The following is a 14,987-nucleotide window of genomic DNA, read 5'->3' on the forward strand; positions in this document are numbered from 1 at the left end:
ATCAAAGTTTTCGCTCCGAATTGAGAGTTTACTGATTAAACGTTGTGGTACTTGAGAGTTACATACTCTCAAAAAGCGGATGAATTCAGCTACCTTTGCCGAGACTGAAAATAACACCAATTGATTAAGATGAGTAAGCCTAAGAGGTGCTTAATTGAAATGAAAAGAGCTAGCGTAAGCTTTCGCTTAGGCTAGCTCTTAATTTAAACGTATTTACACTAGCGCATCATACCCGGCTGCAAGCAATAAGCCGCGTTCGTGTTTGATAAGCTGAGCACGGTCTTCAATCAATTCAAGCAGCGCCTGACGAGGCTTTCCAGCCAAAGCTTTGTACTCGTCAAACGAGCTCGATGACTCTATTTCAGCAAACATCGCGCTGATAACATTACGCGCTTCACAAGGATTGCTGTCTGTCTTGAAATACTCAACACCTTGAGCCGCTTCGCGCATTTCCGCTAGCAATTCAATCGGGCTAGATTCTTGAGCAACCGCAAGATAATTATCTAGTACACGTTTAGCAAACAGCAGCTCATTTAGTGGAATATCACGGCCACTTTCAATCAGTGCCTGACTTAGAGTTTTACTTGAGCTCATGTCCTATCCTTAGTTTTATTTCTACATTCACTTTATCGCAGTCTAAATTATCAAGATGTTAATTGGAACAATAGATTGGCTCGATTTTCATTGCTCCAGCATGCCCACAATTTTCCTACGGTAGTTTGTTGGGGCTATCCCCGCTAAACTGGTTCCACTTCTAACGAAACAAGGAAAGTCATCATGATTCAACAAGGTCAAACACTGCCAACTGCTTCACTTAGCGAGCTGACGAGTGAAGGCATGCAAAATCACAACACCGATGCGCTGTTTGCCAATAAACGTGTGGTTCTTTTTGCCGTACCGGGCGCTTTTACCCCTACTTGCTCAGAAGCCCACCTACCTGGCTATGTCGTGCTCGCGGATCAGCTTAAAGCAGCAGGTGTCGATCTCATTGCCTGCGTATCCGTTAACGACGCTTTTGTAATGAAAGCTTGGGGTGATGCACAAAATGCCTCGGAAATTATGATGCTGGGCGATGGTGATGCAAGCTTTACCAAAGCACTTGGCTTAGACATGGATACTGCAGGATTCGGCGGTGTGCGCTCGCAACGTTACGCGATGGTGGTTGATAATGGCGTAGTGACGATTCTCAATGTCGAGGAGCCTAAGCAGTTTGAAGCAAGTAAGGCCGAGACTATCTTGGCCGCGCTCAAGTAATCCAAGGCTGCCAGTGGCGAACCAGAGCATGACTCTGGTTCGTGCTTTAGCCAGTAAGCTTACTCAGTGCTGCTCTGTATCCCTACTGTAGACCAAGGTTAACGCTTCTTTATCTTGCTCATTCGCAAAGACGAAGGTGCCGCCACCTTTACTCTTCGCTTTATACATCGCTTGATCTGCGCAGATCAACAGCTCCTCGTGACTCGTTCCGGAAAGTGGAAACGTGGCAATCCCGATACTGACACCTACCTGATAAGCGGATTGGTTGACGACAATGGGCCGCTCAACTTCTCGAATCATTTGCTCCGCTTTCTTGGACACTGAGCCGCTATCGATTAACAAGTCTAGGCATACCACAAACTCATCCCCCCCATAACGACCTACAATATCCGTTTTACGAGTACATCGACTCAGCCGACTCGCGACGGTATGAAGCACTTCGTCTCCCACCTCGTGCCCGTGGGTATCATTAATGATTTTAAACTTATCCAAATCGATAAACAGTACTGCGACAGAAAGGCCGCTGCGTTGCGCTTTGCCGACGGCGGTTTTAAGACTCGATTCAAGAGAACGGCGATTTAGCAAGGAGGTTAAAGGATCACGCTCGGATAAATACTCTAGCGTTTTCTTCTGCTTCTCTAGCTCTTGGGTGTGTTTGTTGATCTCACTTTCCAACTGCGATTTGGTGTACACGCTATGTTCGAGCTCTTCACTCATGGAGTTAAAGGTTTTTCCCAGCAAACTGAACTCTGCATCCAGATTTTCACACTGAATACGGTGATCAAATCGACGCTGACGAATGTTTTCTATTGCCCGAGAAATGGCATTGGAACCTCTTTGGAACTTTTTAAGCAGCATAAAAGCGATAAAACTCATGCAGATAGAAAACAGAGTTAACACAACCGTCATTTGGCGCATGGTATTTTCTATTTTTGCATTGGTTTGCTGCAGTTCACGTTCATGCTGGGTTGCCAAATACTCGTACATGTTCTGAATAAGCACATTATATCGAGTCGTCAGCAATGCCCTGCGCTGGTCTATATGCACTTGCTTCATGTTTTGTTGAGCTTGAGCGTTTTGGAACTGCTTATCTTGCTCGATGAGTTCCGCAAACTGCTTTTTGACACGTTGAATTTTATTGATTTTTTTACTCGGGATCTGGGATCTTTCTAGGCTCTGCGATAAGAATTTTTTTTGCTCAATTAAACTTTCAAAACTGCGATCGTCCTTATACTGAAGGTAAAGCCACAGCTGGCCTTGTAATGCCGTCACCTCCGACTGGATATCAATTAATTGTGACTGAGTTTCGATCGCTGATACGTGCTGCCGATAGAGACTATGCATAGAGAACGCCGTCGCCAAAGTCATCACTATGCTTGCCGCAAACAAGGTGTACATTTTTAGTGTTAACGAGTGCTTCATTGTAATGAGGCCTCCCGTTTGAAATCAGAAAAAGCTTCACTCCTGACCATAGCGCGCACATCGACAGGCTCTCCTTGCAAGATATTTCGCTCAGACGCCCATCTCGCTTGCATTTGCAAGTTTGACAGCAAGATGTAGTCGTTAGTCAGACTGAAAATATAGTCATTCCAACTCCACTCGACTTGTTCAGGTTTGATATTGAGCTGCTCACTGATTAACGCGATACTTTCCACTGGATGCTCTTCAATCCAGGTGATGGCTTCTTCTATCGCCAGCAACATAGCTTTATCTCGTGCATTCAACGCATCTACTGGTGACGTTGTCACAAGGTTAAATGTCAGTTGGAAGATACCTTCAGTTCCGAGATTGATGATAGGTAAAGAAGTGAGTTGAGAGGCTCTATAGCCGTATGGCTCCCAAATGGAAATCGCATCGACCTGATCCGAAAGCAGTGCATTAACCATGTCATCTGGCTTTAAATAAACTCGTTCAACCTGCAAGTCTTGCAGCGCGTTAGAGATCAATAAAAAGTCGAAGTAATACTCGCTTGCACTGGCTTTGATGATACCTATTCGCTTATTTTCTAGGTCATGAATGCTGGTAATTTGATTTGGCGCTAAGGTGAGCAGCTTCAAGTCGTTGCTTGATTTAACGAAACTCGCAAGCAAAGCGATATTGTCATGATAGTAGCTATTAAATAATGCGACAGTACCCGATGTAGTCGCATACTCTACCGCCCCTTCTTGCAATAACTCGGCGCAGTGCACGCCGCCTCGACAAGGTACGACTTCCACATTCAATCCCTGTTTCGCATAAAACCCTTGCTGCTGAGCGACGAAAAATGGCGTGCTAAGTGGTGTTAGCGAAACGGAAACTTTCACTTTTTCAACGTTGACCACGGGTGAGGTCACGGGCTTGTTGACTGAAAACCAACCCAAACCGATGATCAAGACTAATGCCACCACTGCTACTATCTTTTTCACGTCATGTCCCAATGCGCATTGTTTTATATATAGTGTAGTCAATAAGTGCCTGTTGGGAGGTGATTACCCTTATAAAAGCAAAGGTAATTAACGCAATTGATGAGAGGCTTAGAGCAACAACAGCCTAGAGCAAATGTTCAACCGAAGCGAGCCAACTCGGGGCATTCGAGCGGTACCAGTCAATAAACTTAGCCGCTTCTGGCTTGCGACGCTGAGTCAAAAGGTTAGTGACTTCGACGATTATCCACGCTTTAGCGAGAACCAAATGCCGTATTAACTGCGCTTCAGACAAGCGAGAATTAAACATTCGATACTGAGCGATAATTTGCCGATAATCCTCCTCTGTTCCCAAACCTTTAACGAGAGGCGCGAGATCGATGGCTGGGCTTGCGCAGCCAAAACGCTCCCAGTCAAACAACACTAACTCACCATTAAGCCGCTTTCCCCAGTTCCCACTGTTGCTATCCCCTGAGATCAGGCCGTGGTGAGAAAACAGCTCGTGTGATTGAGCACTAAAGTCTAACAAGTGTCTATTCGCTCCAGTTGGCAGCGATAGATGATCAAGCGCTCGCAGGGTATCTTTGCTTGTCCATAGATGGCGTTTAAACAAAAAGCCTTGATCTGCATCTGCGCTATGGATAGAAGCAAGCTGACGAAACGTCTCCTCTTGGTTGACTAATTCCGCCAAATCAATCGATGTTGGAATATATTCCAAAAACAATGTTCTGTTTTCTTGGTGCAGCAGCTGCGGCGTGTTCACACCATCTAAAAGAACATTAGCGTGAGTGTAAAATGCAATCTCTACGTCAGAGGCTTCATGTTTCACGATACATTGCTGCCCTGCAAACTCGCCAAGGTGAACTTTTGCGCTACCCATTTGGGCTAAGTTTTTGTTAGACATTTTCTGTGCTCTTCTCAATAACAGCAAAAACTCGATTACTTGCTAACATCAAGCCACTGCCCACCTGTTAACTCACTGAGGTCGCTCGGCTTAAGCTTAAATACAGAATTTGGAGTACCCGCCGCAGCCCAAATCTCATCATAGTTAAGTAAGTCGTTATCCAACAGAGTAATGACGTCGTTTGAGTGCGCAACCGGAGGAACACCACCGATGGCAAAGCCAACTTTATCGCGTACAAATGCGGCATTTGCCTTCGCTAAACGAAAGCCTGTGGCCTGTTGAACCTTGTCGCTGCAGACTTGATTGGTGCCCGATGCCACCACTAATATGGCTTCTTCAGTGAGTGCATTTTTGAAAATAAGTGACTTAGCAATTTGCGCCACTGTACAACCGATCGCATCAGCCGCTTCTACCGCAGTACGCGTAGAATCAGGCATCTGCACCACCGAAAATTCTTGACCATGTTGAGTAAGGAAGGCTTGGACACGCTGGGATGAGGATTTCAGTTCCGTTGACATACACACTCCATTGATTAAGAACCTGATTTAGTTAAAAGTCTGATTGAAAAGAGTACGCAAAAACAGAAGATTTGCTTAGTACTCATTCAACTTTTTACAAAAAATGAGCACAAGGTCGAGGTAGCAAGAAGAATAAAAAAAGAGCAACCACAACGGGCTGCTCTCAATTTAGCGAAGTTTACATTAAACCGGTAACGAGATACGAAAGAGCGGTTAGCTCATTTCCATCACAATTCGGCCTGTGATCTCGCCTTTTTCCATGTCGGCAAAAATGTCGTTAATGTCTTCCAGTTTCTTGGTCTCCGTAATGGCTTTCACCTTACCTTCAGCCGCGAACTGCAAACACTCTTGTAGATCTTTACGCGTACCGACAATAGAACCAATCACTTTGACGCCATTGAGAACGGTATCGAAGATAGGAATAGGCATTTCCTCTGGAGGAAGACCAACAAGCACGCAGGCACCACCACGACGAATAGAACGATAAGCCTCTTCAAATGCTGGCTTAGATACTGCGGTACACACCACACCATGGACACCACCATTGGTGATTTCACCGATACGCTGAGAAGGTTTCTCTTTCATAAAGTCGATACAGTGAGTTGCACCCAGCTCTTTCGCTAAAGCTAACTTCTCTTCACCTGTATCAACCGCAATGACATTCATCCCCATCGCAACCGCATACTGAATCGCCAAGTGCCCCAGTCCACCAGCACCAATAATCGCCACCCACTGACCAGGTTTCACATCGGTCACTTTAAGCGCTTTGTAGGTCGTCACACCAGCACAGAATAGAGGCGCCGCATCGACATAGTTGAGCGATTCAGGCAACTTAACCACATATTCACCATGCGCTAGACAAAACTCAGCATAACCTCCGTCTACAGAGTAGCCCGCGTTATGTTGATCTAAGCAAAGCGTTTCTTGCCCTTCTAGGCAGTAATCACAGTGACCACAAGCACTGTATAACCAAGGAACGCCGACTCTGTCACCAACTTTGAGGTGTTTGATTTCGCTGCCTACTTCGACAATCTCGCCGACGCCTTCATGGCCGGGGACCAGTGGCATTTTAGGTTTAACAGGCCAATCACCATGGCAAGCATGTAAATCGGTATGACACACACCACATGCATGGATCTTTACCAATACGTCTCTTGGCTTAATATTCGGAAGTGGGATGTCTTTTATCTCAAGAGGCCCTTTAAACTCACTGACAACTGCAGCTTTCATATCCGTCTCCAACCTTGTAAATGATATTTATTATCATTTGATCGAAAAAGACTTGTCTGTGAGCTATTTCATATAAATTTCAACCAAATCCAATTTATTCCATTAATATCAATAGTTTAGTTATGTTATAACATTTCTAGTAACTTAATCATCACTAACTACATTAACCAACCTACGCGAAATGAAACGCCAACTAGGACAAACAGAATCGAAAACAAGGTCACTGGAATAATATGTAAAGCCATATCAATTAAGTTGGCTTGAGAAAGTTTGGGAATGACTCTAAATCTCGCATCCAAAGCAAAAATAAAGGTCAATGCCAACAACGTCAGTTTGACCGCAATACCATGAGCAAGAGGGATCGACATGTCAAACCACAAGCTGACGTCCGGCAGCATGCGATAAGCCAACATTAAACCAGTAATAATCTGAATCACAAGCGCGGGCATTCCTACCCGTTCGTACACGGATTCAAACTCTAGCAGCCGGGTCGGGTTGCGCTCACGTAATACTCTTGGTAACACGACAACCGCTAGCACGATGTGTCCCCCAGTCCAAATCGTTGCCGCAATAAGATGCAGTGATAGAAGGATCCCATACATACGTCCACACTCCTTAATTTACGCTCAAGCGCGAACATCTATAGTGCAGCAATTGTCGTTGCAATGATTTGATCTCAGCACGCTAGATTAGAACTATTATTATTCCCATCAATATAACCAAATAAACAGCTCAGCGTAGCGGTTCACCGTCCATCTAGCTTTTGCCCTCTTTTAACACCTTTTCATCAAATGCATCAACACGAGCTAAAAACGACGCTTTCTCGTCCTTGGATATAGAAGACGCAAGTGGCAGATTGGCTTTCATGGGATCGACAGCGCGATTACGCACTAGCACTTCAAAATGTAAGTGAGGGCCAGTAAGACGTCCGGTTGCTCCAGACAGTGCGATTTTTTGCCCCCGAGTCACATGCTGTCCTTTCTTCACCAAGAACTTGCTCAAGTGCAAATAGCGCGTTGTATAAACGCTGTTGTGCTCAATGACCAGGTACTTGCCAGCATAAGGATGATTTCTAACACCAACCACTTTGCCGTCACCAATCGAGTAAATAGGAGCCCCAATCGGCGTGGCGAAATCAGTACCATTATGAGGGGAAATACGCCCAGTCACTGGATGCCTGCGCTTGGGGTTAAATGCTGAGGTGATTCGACGATATTGCCTATCAATTGGGTATCGACTAAATGCTCTTTCTAAGCTTTGACCATGTCTATCGTAAAAGCGGCCATCATCAGCGAGAAAAGCGGCAACTTCGCCCCTTGCTAAATGAAATGAGATGGCTTGAATCTCAGTGTTTCCCGTTGGATGATCATCCAGAAACTGCTCTTTAACCATCACATCGAACCGATCTCCCGCACGTAATGAGCGCTTAAAATCAACCTTGTCACGTAACACGCGAGTAATGTTACCTATCTGATTTGAAGATAACCCCAGTTTATGCGCCGACAATGAGAAACTGCCATTGATCTCACCTGAGTAGAGCGTGTCACGCCATACTCCTTCTTCTTCGATCCATTGATAGGCGTATTCATCGTCAGACGTTTTACTATAGACCGCCTTTTCGACCAAACTGACGTGATACGTGAGGCTCAATAGCTGGTGGTTGCCATCTATTTCAAACTCCAGATAGTCACCTGGTTTGATGGTATCCAACTGTAAAGTCGCCTGATCGGCTACCAAGACTTGCAGCAACTGCTCATAGGGCAACTTCCAAGCTGAAAAAATATCGCTGAGTGTATCCCCCACTTTGACAAAATAGTGAATCTTAGTGGATGCGTTGGCTAGCTTAACCTTGTCTGCTGGCTCTAAACCAAGTGTGGTAGATGCATGTTTACCTTGATAGGGAGTAACAGTAATTTGAGTGGTGTTAGCGGCTTTATCTTTGGGTATGGAAAGATAAGCCGCACACGAGAAAGCACCAACCGCGACGGCAATTAGGATCAATCTGAAGTTTTTCATGAAAACGTAATGACACAATAAAATTTAATGTTATGTTATAACATACCCATCGTTACTTAAATCAAGAAAAGGTCAAAATAGGATTGGGGTAAACCACCCGCCTCAGGAATGCATAATGGAAAACATCACTAATATCTTGCTGGTCTCCGGAACCCACGGCAATGAGCTCTCTGGTTTGTATCTACAAAAGTTGATTAAAGACGGAAGATATGACGCGAATCGCAGTACTTTCTCTACCTCTCTTTTAACAGGCAACCCTGAAGCCGTTCAACAGCAATGTCGATTCTTAGATATGGATTTGAATAGACAGTTCAGCACGTCGCGCCAAGAAGCAACCAGTAAGGAAGCCAAGCGATCTCAGGCGCTTATCACTCAGTATGCAGATAATGAAAAGCAGTTGATCATAGATTTGCATAACACCACCAGTAACATGGGGGCGACGCTGATCTTACTGAGTGAATCGCCCTTTTATACAAAGATGGGGGCCTATGTAAAACAGCGCATGCCTGACGCAAACATTCTATTCGAAACGCGAACATCGTGGCCGGAACAACCCTATTTATGCACTATGGGTCAATATGGCGTGATGATTGAGGTCGGCGCTCAAGCTCATGGCTCGTTAAAATCAGAGACGCTCGATCTGATGAAAAGGATGACAACGGCGGTGCTTGATTACATCGAAAAGTCGAATCTTGGTCAGCTAGATCAACTAAACGCTTACGAAGCCTATTTCTATCTCGAAGAGGTTGTTGTACCACTGGATCAAGATGGTCAACGACTCGCGCTTGTTCACCCTACGGTATGTGGCCAAGACTTTCAGCCTGTGTATCCAGGAGAGCCATTATTGGCAACCTTCATGGGCAGCGATATCCATTGGCAAGGCGAGCATGAAATCTATCCTCACTTCATCAACGAAGCCGCCTATTGCGCCAGTAACATCGCAATGGCACTGGCAGAAAAGAAACATATTGAGGTGTAAAGAAAAGCCTGAGGTCCACATTCACGCCTCAGGCTTTACTCTAGCCTTGTAAACAATCAAGCAGTTTACTTTCTAGATGCTCTTCTAACTCGGTTGCAATCAACTCTATTCGGCTCTCAACACACTCGTCCAACTCAACCTTCGTCAAACCATCCTTGGTAAGGTTGTAACCAAATATGCCATTTGAGGTGATGAAAACTGCTTTCATTCGTTCCACATTGAGCGTGGAAAATACGGCCTCAAGCTGAGTTTGCTCGAACACTTTATTCGCCGCAAACCGCCACCCAACACTTAGGAAACCTTCGCCTTTATTCGTTGCTTTCAGCACGCCACTTTCTGGCATTGGCAGTTCTGAGGCCATTGGTTTCTCTTGCCCATGATGATGATGGTGATGGTGGTGACCGAGCGCTGCATCAATGTCGGCCGTATCTTCAAACTCTTCAAAAGGGACGTTGCCATGCTGTGCGAAAATAACTCGTGTATTTGGTCGCCCTACTTTCTCTACATATGCATCAAGCGACGCCGCTTCATCTGCACAATACAAATCACACTTATGACCTACCACGGTATCCGCAATCATGATCTGCTGATTGAAGGTTTCATGCTCAGTATATCTGGCATCACTGAGATTACGCGCATCCACCAAGGTGATATTTTTTTGCAGAGAGAGCAGCTCTCGATAGTAGTCAGTAGAAAGTACTTGAAGCACTTCTTTAGGATGACCAAGCCCTGTAGGCTCGATCAAAAGACGATCCGGCTTGGCCTCTGACAGCAGTTGGTTTAAGGCAATTTGCATCGGCAGTCCCGCAGCGCAGCACATACATCCACCCGGAACTTCACGAATGAAAACTTGCTGCTGTGTCGATTGTTGACCGCTAAACAAGCTACCGTCTACGCCGATTTCACCAAATTCGTTCACTAATACTGCCCAGCGCTCATTGCTAGGTTTGTTCTTCATTAAGTTGAGGATCACCGAGGTTTTGCCGACACCAAGAAAACCAGTGATGATATTGGTGGGTACCCCTTTAATTGGTACGTTATCAGAGTTCATTAGCTATTCTCCTATAGCCTTGTACAAGCTCGTGGTTAGCAGACACAACAGACTCTGAAAACGCTGAATATTCAGGTGGGACAGTCGAAATACTGCTCAAATCAAAGTCGGAGCCGATGTTGGTCATCGGTGGAACGTGAAACTGATTAGGCAGATCTCGACCATCAACCACACAGTTATGGCGTATTACGCATCCTTGTCCAATTTGCGCATTGAACACCACGGAGTTAAAGCCGATGAATACATCATCACATACTTCGCAAGGCCCGTGGATAATGGAACGGTGCGCTATCGAAGAGCGTTCTCCAACGATAACTGACGCTCCCGCTTTTGAATGGATAACCACTCCATCCTGGATGTTGGTATCGCGCTTGATGACGATCGCTTCCATCTCACCTTGTTGATTAACTTCGTCAGCTCGAATTACGGCATAAGGGCCAATAAACACGTTGTCTTCAATGATGACTTTACCGCAAATGATCGCAGTCGGGTCGATAAATGCGGTCTGTGAAACAACAGGCATGTCGCCACTTGGGTTTCTTCTTAACATCTTCTTTCTCTATCTCATTTTGTCGGCGGCTTATCGAGCGAAAGACAATCGCATTGCGTGTTTTGCCGACTTCGTGACTTTGCCATTGTCATAGACTGCTTCACCGTTTACCCAGGTCGTTTGGATCTTGGCCGAAAATTCATGACCCGCAAATGGTGACCAACCACAGTGATACAAACTGTTTTCATTTGTGACTAAAGTTGGCGTTTTGATATCCACCAAGACCAAATCGGCATAGTAGCCTTCGCGGATGAAACCACGATCTTTAATCGCATAGCGAATAGAAGGATTATGCGCCGTTTTCTCAACAACTTGTGGAAGCGTTAAGTGCCCCAGTTGAACATGATCCAACATGGTGAGTAAGGCGTGTTGTACCAATGGTAATCCGGCTGGTGCTTGATCATAGTCCACTTGTTTTTCTTGCCACGTGTGAGGGGCATGGTCAGTGGCGATGATGTCTATTTTTCCACTATGAAGCGCCTGCAATAAGGCATCACGATCGCTTGGGTATTTGATTGCAGGATTACACTTAATCTGATTGCCTAATCGCGCATAATCTTGGTTGCTAAACCACAGATGGTGAACACACGCTTCAGCGGTAATGTGCTTGTTTTCAATATCACCCGACGCAAAAAGTGACAGCTCTTTTTCCGTCGTTATGTGCAAAACATGCAGCTGACTTCCGTGCTTTTTCGCCAACTCGACCGCGAATGCGGATGACGCAAAACAGGCGTTGTCATCCCGCAGTACAGGATGATCTTCAATGGTCAATGTCGACTTTTCTTCGAGAAGGCGTTGACGATTTTGGGCAATCACAGGCCCACTCTCGCAATGGGTTACAATCAAAACAGGAGAGTCTCGAAATATAGCGTCCAGCGCTTGCGGATGCTCTACCAGTAAATCTCCTGTCGATGCCCCCATAAAGACTTTAACCCCACAATGTGCAGTCGGGTCGAGACGCTGGATCTCTTCTAAATTGTCCTCTGTTGCACCAAGGTAAAAGGAATAGTTCGCAACCGAGCTATCAGCCGCAATGGCGAACTTTCGCTCTAACGCTTCAATCGTGGTTGTCGCAGGATTAACGTTTGGCATTTCCATGTAACTGGTAATGCCACCCGCGACAGCCGCTTTTGATTCAGTGGCAATCGACCCCTTATGAGTTAAACCCGGCTCTCTAAAGTGCACCTGATCATCAATCATTCCTGGCAACAAGTATCGTCCATGTGCATCGATAACCTTATCGTTTGCACTGGCCTGTATTTCACTGGCAATGTGTTCGATACGCTGATCGACAATCCGTACATCACAAACGGTAATTCGCCCTTCATTAACAACTTGGGCGTTTTTAATCAGTGTTGAAGACATAGCGGTACGCAACTCCTTTTAAGGTAAAAGCAAAAACTGGGAAATCGAATCGAACTGACAGGCAAGCGTTCAAACGCGTTAACAAGAAGATTGTGCACACTCATCACAGATACAGTGAATCTCAAGCTGTGGGTTATCAACATTAAAACCTAGCTCACGAGCGTTGGCTTTGAGGTCTTTAATTAACGCCGGAGCAATTGTCTGCTCACTGATTTTGTTGCATTTGGAACAGATTAAGAACTGAGGCACACCATGTTCGTGCTCACAAAGGATGTGTGAGCACACAATGTAGTTATTGGAGACTTTGAGTTTATGGGCAAGGTGTTCGCCTTCGAGAAAATCAAGAATTCGGTACACAGACATAGCTTGAATATCTTGAGAAAAGTGGACTTTGCAATAATCGACTAATTCGTATGCAGACAGCGCTTTATCTGCGTGTAATAGCGCTTTTAGCACCAGTTTTCGTTGCGGTGTAAGCTGTTTTCCTTTCGATCGACACAGCTGTTCAACATGCCGAATTACGCCTTCTATATCACTCAAACCTCATCCTTGTCATCACAGATTCTTAGTTGTTACGTTATAACATATCTTGTGATAAATAAAAATATAGGGCCAAACGTATCGAGTAAGCACAAAGTCATTTGGAGTGATAAGTACTTACCTTGTTACGCCCGGTGTGCTTAGATTTGTACATGGCTTTATCTGAGCGCTCGAGTATATCGAGTTTCGACGTATCCGACGGGCTGAAACTGCATACACCGACACTGATCGTCACTTTAATCTCTTGATCATTATCTCTGTACGGCGTTTGTTCGACCGATTTCCTTAACCTTTCCCCAATCGCCAAAGCTTTGTCTGAAGAGACGTTAGGCAGAATTACTGCAAACTCTTCGCCACCTAAACGCCCGATAATTTCAACCGATCTTAATTGCTTTGAACATAGGTCCGCGACATGCTTGAGCACTTTATCTCCCGTAACATGCCCAAGCGTGTCATTCCAATGCTTGAAGCGGTCTAAATCGATAATCAATACTGAGGTGTGCAATCCATTGAGCTTAAACTGATTAAAGTAGGAAGTAAGCTTAGACAAAAATGTACGACGGTTGACGAGGCCCGTCAGTTCATCTCTCTCGAGCAGTTGTTTCACTTGGCGCTCTTTCTCTACGGTTCGAGAAATATCTCGTGTCACCCATAGAACGGAGTCGAAATCCGAACCGTTGAGCGCTACCGGGCTGATCTTTGCTTCATACCAAATGGTTTTGTCGAGTGATGTAATATCAAAACCGGGATGCATATCTGAAGGCTCTACCGAGTGGACTAGCGTTTCTGTCTGGCCTAGTGCAATTGCCTGTTCAATGTGGAACAGAAGCTTTCTCGCCAAAGGGCGATCAACGATCTGTTTTAGATTCATCCCTTTCAAGCGTTGGTAATTAAAGTCGGGAGACTCCCTATCTTGCCCTTCATATACTTCGATGCAGGTTCCATCAATGGTAAAGACGAAAATGTTATCAGGTAAGGCATCAAGTACGGCTTTAGCTTTTAACAGCTCCTTCTGTTCAACCGTTGTCTGCAAATTTTCTGGCATACTCTCCTCCTTAATGCCTCACTCCAAAGTATAAGCAATCTTCTGAGATCCATACGCTTCCGTTGCAATGAATCCGCTGAAATTTAATGGCACACGATACGCCAACGTTATAACATTGCAATCACACGCCATAAATCAACGATGAATTTAATCATTTCATCGCTAAAACGTCTCTCTTTTTATACGATCCACTAAATTAGTTGTTCATTGAATAATCAATCCATTTCCTCTCCGCAAACGTAAAGTCAGCCACCATTCGAATTATTTGAATTAGCCGTTCAAACTCCCCCAATGTTCACCTATGGCAGACAAACATAAACTGGAGACCACTCAAGCCGGTTAGCTCCAAAGCCTTGCCGTATCATTGGCATTTTCAGTTGTCCTAAAGGAGAAGAGATTATGATCACACTAAGACACTCAGAAGACCGCGGTCGAGCAAATTTCGGTTGGCTAGACAGTAAGCACACTTTCTCGTTTGGGAATTACTATGATGCCCAACACATGGGCTTCTCTGCTTTGCGGGTCATCAACGATGACATTGTTCAACCTGGAGCTGGCTTTGACACTCATGGTCATCGCGATATGGAAATTATCAGTTATGTACTAGAAGGAACCATCGAGCACAAAGACAGCGAAGGTAACGTACAAACGTTACCAGCCGGAGAGTTCCAACTGATGTCTGCTGGCAAAGGGATTTATCACAGTGAGTACAATGGCTCAGACAGCGAGAATCTGCGCTTCCTACAAATTTGGATTCAACCTAATACCTTCGGCCAACAGCCGGGATATCAACAAAAAGATTTTGGTCATCAACCAGGTTTAACCACAATTGCCACTCCCAGCGGGGAGAACGGAACACTGCACATTAAACAAGATGCGACCTTGCATCAATTGATCTTAGAGCCTAATCAAAGTATCGAACTTAATATTCCGACAGAAAGAAAGCTGTACGTGCAGCAAGTGAAAAATACGGCTCAAATTGATGGCATACAGATACAACCGGGGGACGGGGCTAAAATTGAAGCCGTTACGAAAATTAAATTTCATAACCCAACCAATGCTATTTCAACAAGTCTGGTCTTTGAGCTTCCGTAATTATTTAGTAGAGCGTTATTGACAACGCACTTATTAGC

16 protein-coding genes are annotated in these 14,987 nt (G+C 45.1%); 3 read left to right on the plus strand and 13 right to left on the minus strand.

Annotated elements, in window-relative coordinates; genetic code table 11:
* Window positions 1–213: 213 nt before the first annotated feature.
* Window positions 214–594 (minus strand): hypothetical protein, encoded by a 381-nt coding sequence (locus RH45_RS21850; RefSeq protein WP_008081569.1) that lies wholly within the window; start codon window positions 592–594, stop codon window positions 214–216.
* A gap of 183 nt (window positions 595–777) precedes the next feature.
* On the opposite strand from RH45_RS21850, the gene RH45_RS21855 reads away from it, so the two are divergent.
* The gene (locus RH45_RS21855; RefSeq protein ID WP_008081570.1) at window positions 778–1,254 is read left to right on the plus strand and encodes a peroxiredoxin; all 477 of its coding nucleotides are present in this window, start codon (window positions 778–780) and stop codon (window positions 1,252–1,254) included.
* Between the two features lie 63 nt (window positions 1,255–1,317).
* Here RH45_RS21855 and RH45_RS21860 read toward each other — a convergent pair whose 3' ends face one another.
* From RH45_RS21860 to RH45_RS21890, 7 genes are all read right to left on the minus strand, one after another.
* Entirely contained in the window at window positions 1,318–2,676 is a 1,359-nt protein-coding gene (locus RH45_RS21860) for a GGDEF domain-containing protein (protein WP_008081572.1), read from the minus strand.
* A complete protein-coding gene (locus RH45_RS21865; RefSeq protein WP_100086121.1) occupies window positions 2,673–3,659 on the minus strand; it encodes an ABC transporter substrate-binding protein in 987 nt (328 codons plus the stop codon). The genes RH45_RS21860 and RH45_RS21865 overlap by 4 nt, the downstream gene beginning before the upstream one ends.
* A gap of 124 nt (window positions 3,660–3,783) precedes the next feature.
* Entirely contained in the window at window positions 3,784–4,560 is a 777-nt protein-coding gene (locus tag RH45_RS21870) for a phosphotransferase family protein (protein ID WP_008081576.1), read from the minus strand.
* A gap of 35 nt (window positions 4,561–4,595) precedes the next feature.
* Complete coding sequence (locus tag RH45_RS21875; protein ID WP_008081578.1) at window positions 4,596–5,078, minus strand: YbaK/EbsC family protein; 483 nt, start codon at window positions 5,076–5,078, stop codon at window positions 4,596–4,598.
* 213 nt (window positions 5,079–5,291) lie between these two features.
* Window positions 5,292–6,308 carry an alcohol dehydrogenase AdhP gene (gene adhP / locus RH45_RS21880; RefSeq protein ID WP_008081579.1) on the minus strand — a complete coding sequence of 339 codons (1,017 nt, stop codon included), beginning with the start codon at window positions 6,306–6,308 and terminating at the stop codon, window positions 5,292–5,294.
* Between the two features lie 158 nt (window positions 6,309–6,466).
* The gene (locus RH45_RS21885) at window positions 6,467–6,910 is read right to left on the minus strand and encodes a copper resistance protein CopD (RefSeq protein WP_008081580.1); all 444 of its coding nucleotides are present in this window, start codon (window positions 6,908–6,910) and stop codon (window positions 6,467–6,469) included.
* Window positions 6,911–7,064: 154 nt separating this feature from the next.
* Window positions 7,065–8,324: a peptidoglycan DD-metalloendopeptidase family protein gene (locus RH45_RS21890; RefSeq protein ID WP_008081581.1), complete on the minus strand. Its 1,260-nt coding sequence runs from the start codon at window positions 8,322–8,324 to the stop codon at window positions 7,065–7,067.
* A 115-nt stretch (window positions 8,325–8,439) separates the two neighbouring features.
* On the opposite strand from RH45_RS21890, the gene RH45_RS21895 reads away from it, so the two are divergent.
* Window positions 8,440–9,303 (plus strand): aspartoacylase, encoded by an 864-nt coding sequence (locus RH45_RS21895; RefSeq protein WP_008081582.1) that lies wholly within the window; start codon window positions 8,440–8,442, stop codon window positions 9,301–9,303.
* Between the two features lie 40 nt (window positions 9,304–9,343).
* Here RH45_RS21895 and RH45_RS21900 read toward each other — a convergent pair whose 3' ends face one another.
* The 5 genes from RH45_RS21900 to RH45_RS21920 form a co-directional block, all read right to left on the minus strand.
* Window positions 9,344–10,354 (minus strand): CobW family GTP-binding protein, encoded by a 1,011-nt coding sequence (locus tag RH45_RS21900; RefSeq protein ID WP_008081583.1) that lies wholly within the window; start codon window positions 10,352–10,354, stop codon window positions 9,344–9,346.
* Complete coding sequence (locus RH45_RS21905; protein ID WP_008081585.1) at window positions 10,344–10,904, minus strand: LbetaH domain-containing protein; 561 nt, start codon at window positions 10,902–10,904, stop codon at window positions 10,344–10,346. Before RH45_RS21905 ends, RH45_RS21900 begins: the two co-directional genes overlap by 11 nt.
* A gap of 30 nt (window positions 10,905–10,934) precedes the next feature.
* On the minus strand, window positions 10,935–12,269 hold the full coding sequence (locus tag RH45_RS21910; RefSeq protein WP_008081586.1) for a dihydroorotase: 1,335 nt from the start codon (window positions 12,267–12,269) through the stop codon (window positions 10,935–10,937).
* Between the two features lie 78 nt (window positions 12,270–12,347).
* On the minus strand, window positions 12,348–12,809 hold the full coding sequence (locus RH45_RS21915; RefSeq protein WP_008081588.1) for a Fur family transcriptional regulator: 462 nt from the start codon (window positions 12,807–12,809) through the stop codon (window positions 12,348–12,350).
* A gap of 97 nt (window positions 12,810–12,906) precedes the next feature.
* Window positions 12,907–13,854 carry a sensor domain-containing diguanylate cyclase gene (locus RH45_RS21920; protein WP_008081589.1) on the minus strand — a complete coding sequence of 316 codons (948 nt, stop codon included), beginning with the start codon at window positions 13,852–13,854 and terminating at the stop codon, window positions 12,907–12,909.
* 399 nt (window positions 13,855–14,253) lie between these two features.
* Here RH45_RS21920 and RH45_RS21925 point away from each other — a divergent pair, with 399 nt between their 5' ends.
* Window positions 14,254–14,949, plus strand: a complete 696-nt coding sequence (locus tag RH45_RS21925; RefSeq protein WP_008081591.1) for a pirin family protein — start codon at window positions 14,254–14,256, stop codon at window positions 14,947–14,949.
* The last annotated feature ends 38 nt before the right edge of the window (window positions 14,950–14,987 follow it).

It is taken from the genome of Vibrio sinaloensis DSM 21326, assembly GCF_000189275.1.
Taxonomy (GTDB): Bacteria; Pseudomonadota; Gammaproteobacteria; order Enterobacterales; family Vibrionaceae; genus Vibrio; species Vibrio sinaloensis.

Coding starts and splice junctions, on each gene's coding strand:
- RH45_RS21875 (WP_008081578.1), bottom strand. CDS start 5,078: ATGTCAACGGAACTGAAATCCTCATCCCAGCGTGTCCAAGCCTTCCTT.
- RH45_RS21885 (WP_008081580.1), bottom strand. CDS start 6,910: ATGTATGGGATCCTTCTATCACTGCATCTTATTGCGGCAACGATTTGG.
- RH45_RS21920 (WP_008081589.1), bottom strand. CDS start 13,854: ATGCCAGAAAATTTGCAGACAACGGTTGAACAGAAGGAGCTGTTAAAA.
- RH45_RS21855 (WP_008081570.1), top strand. CDS start 778: ATGATTCAACAAGGTCAAACACTGCCAACTGCTTCACTTAGCGAGCTG.
- RH45_RS21850 (WP_008081569.1), bottom strand. CDS start 594: ATGAGCTCAAGTAAAACTCTAAGTCAGGCACTGATTGAAAGTGGCCGT.
- RH45_RS21895 (WP_008081582.1), top strand. CDS start 8,440: ATGGAAAACATCACTAATATCTTGCTGGTCTCCGGAACCCACGGCAAT.
- adhP (WP_008081579.1), bottom strand. CDS start 6,308: ATGAAAGCTGCAGTTGTCAGTGAGTTTAAAGGGCCTCTTGAGATAAAA.
- RH45_RS21910 (WP_008081586.1), bottom strand. CDS start 12,269: ATGTCTTCAACACTGATTAAAAACGCCCAAGTTGTTAATGAAGGGCGA.
- RH45_RS21860 (WP_008081572.1), bottom strand. CDS start 2,676: ATGAAGCACTCGTTAACACTAAAAATGTACACCTTGTTTGCGGCAAGC.
- RH45_RS21870 (WP_008081576.1), bottom strand. CDS start 4,560: ATGTCTAACAAAAACTTAGCCCAAATGGGTAGCGCAAAAGTTCACCTT.
- RH45_RS21890 (WP_008081581.1), bottom strand. CDS start 8,324: ATGAAAAACTTCAGATTGATCCTAATTGCCGTCGCGGTTGGTGCTTTC.
- RH45_RS21925 (WP_008081591.1), top strand. CDS start 14,254: ATGATCACACTAAGACACTCAGAAGACCGCGGTCGAGCAAATTTCGGT.
- RH45_RS21900 (WP_008081583.1), bottom strand. CDS start 10,354: ATGAACTCTGATAACGTACCAATTAAAGGGGTACCCACCAATATCATC.
- RH45_RS21905 (WP_008081585.1), bottom strand. CDS start 10,904: ATGTTAAGAAGAAACCCAAGTGGCGACATGCCTGTTGTTTCACAGACC.